2 protein-coding genes are annotated in these 788 nt (G+C 70.1%); both read left to right on the top strand.

All coding sequences use genetic code 11. The features are described from left to right. On the top strand, nt 1-563 hold a 563-nt coding region (locus tag BZY54_RS40165; RefSeq protein WP_425276362.1), incomplete at its 5' end, for a beta-ketoacyl-[acyl-carrier-protein] synthase family protein. Further along, nucleotides 560-788 (top strand): beta-ketoacyl synthase N-terminal-like domain-containing protein (locus BZY54_RS40160; RefSeq protein WP_279634750.1); only part of this gene is annotated, 229 nt, incomplete at its 3' end. The genes BZY54_RS40165 and BZY54_RS40160, both read left to right, overlap by 4 nt.

Here is a 788-nt window from a genome sequence, read left to right as displayed (position 1 = left end):
TCATGGGCGAGGGCGGTGCGGTGCTGGTGCTGGAGGAGCTGGAGCACGCCAGAAGCCGCGGCGCGCACGTGTACTGCGAGCTGAGCGGCTACGCCACCTTCGGCAACGCCTATCACATGACCGGCCTGACCAGTGAGGGCCTGGAGATGGCGCGGGCGATAGAGACCGCACTGGACCATGCCCGGCTGGACGGCACCGACATCGACTACGTCAACGCGCACGGCTCCGGCACCCGGCAGAACGACCGGCACGAGACGGCCGCGGTGAAGCGCGTGCTGGGCCCGCACGCCTACGACACGCCCATGAGCTCCATCAAGTCGATGGTGGGCCACTCACTGGGGGCGATCGGGGCGATCGAGGTGGTGGCGTGCGTGCTGGCGCTGGCCCACCAGGTGGTCCCGCCGACCGCGAACTACGAGACGCCCGACCCCGAGTGCGACCTGGACTACGTCCCGCGGGTGGCGCGTGAGCGGAAGCTGGACGCGGTGCTCTCCGTGGGCAGCGGGTTCGGCGGTTTCCAGTCCGCGGTGATCCTGACCCGGCCGAGGGAGAGGGCACGATGAGCGCATCCCAAGAACGGCGGGCGGCCGTCACCGGCATCGGTGTCGTGGCGCCCAACGGAACGAGTACCGAGGCCTTCTGGAAGGCCACTCAGGAGGGCGTGACCGTCCTCGACCGGGTGACCCGGGAAGGCTGTGAGCAGCTGCCGCTGAAGGTGGCAGGCGAGGTGCGGTCCTTCGACCCGGCGGCGGCGATCGAGGAGCGCTTTCTCGTCCAGACCGACCGCT

Source organism: Streptomyces carpinensis (genome assembly GCF_002154505.1).
Classification (GTDB): Bacteria; Actinomycetota; Actinomycetes; order Streptomycetales; family Streptomycetaceae; genus Streptomyces; species Streptomyces carpinensis.
Note: the sequence above shows the minus strand (reverse complement) of the source record. Positions and strands in the feature narration are given on the sequence as shown.